Origin of the sequence: Micromonospora sp. SL1-18 (assembly GCF_047921505.1) — a bacterium.
Taxonomy (GTDB): Bacteria; Actinomycetota; Actinomycetes; order Mycobacteriales; family Micromonosporaceae; genus Micromonospora.
This window is the reverse complement of sequence record NZ_JBLROA010000263.1, coordinates 1-283: the sequence shown is the minus strand read 5'-3', so window position 1 is coordinate 283 and position 283 is coordinate 1. Positions and strand designations below refer to the sequence as shown.

The window sequence follows — 283 nt, the reverse complement described above, 5'->3', positions numbered from 1 at the left end:
GTGAAGCTGTACGTGGACACCAAGGCGAAGCAGGTGACGGTGTCGAAGGACCCGGAGCCGAAGAACGACCAGAACGGCAACCAGCGGTCGGAGAAGGGAACGGGCCGGCTCATGTGGTCCACCCAGGTCTTCGTTCTCGACGAGACGGGCGGTGAGGTCATCACCATCACCACGGCGGGTGAGAAGCCGAGCGTGATGGTGGGGCAGCTCATCGAGGTCGAGCAGTTGGAGGCCATCCCGTGGGCGACCAACGGGCGCAACGGCGTCGCGTTCCGTGCGATCA

General features: G+C 64.7%; 1 protein-coding gene. It reads left to right on the top strand.

The window, feature by feature from the left end; genetic code table 11:
* A partial coding sequence (locus ACNAW0_RS30865) for a hypothetical protein (RefSeq protein WP_416291557.1) occupies positions 1 to 283 on the top strand: 283 nt, incomplete at both ends.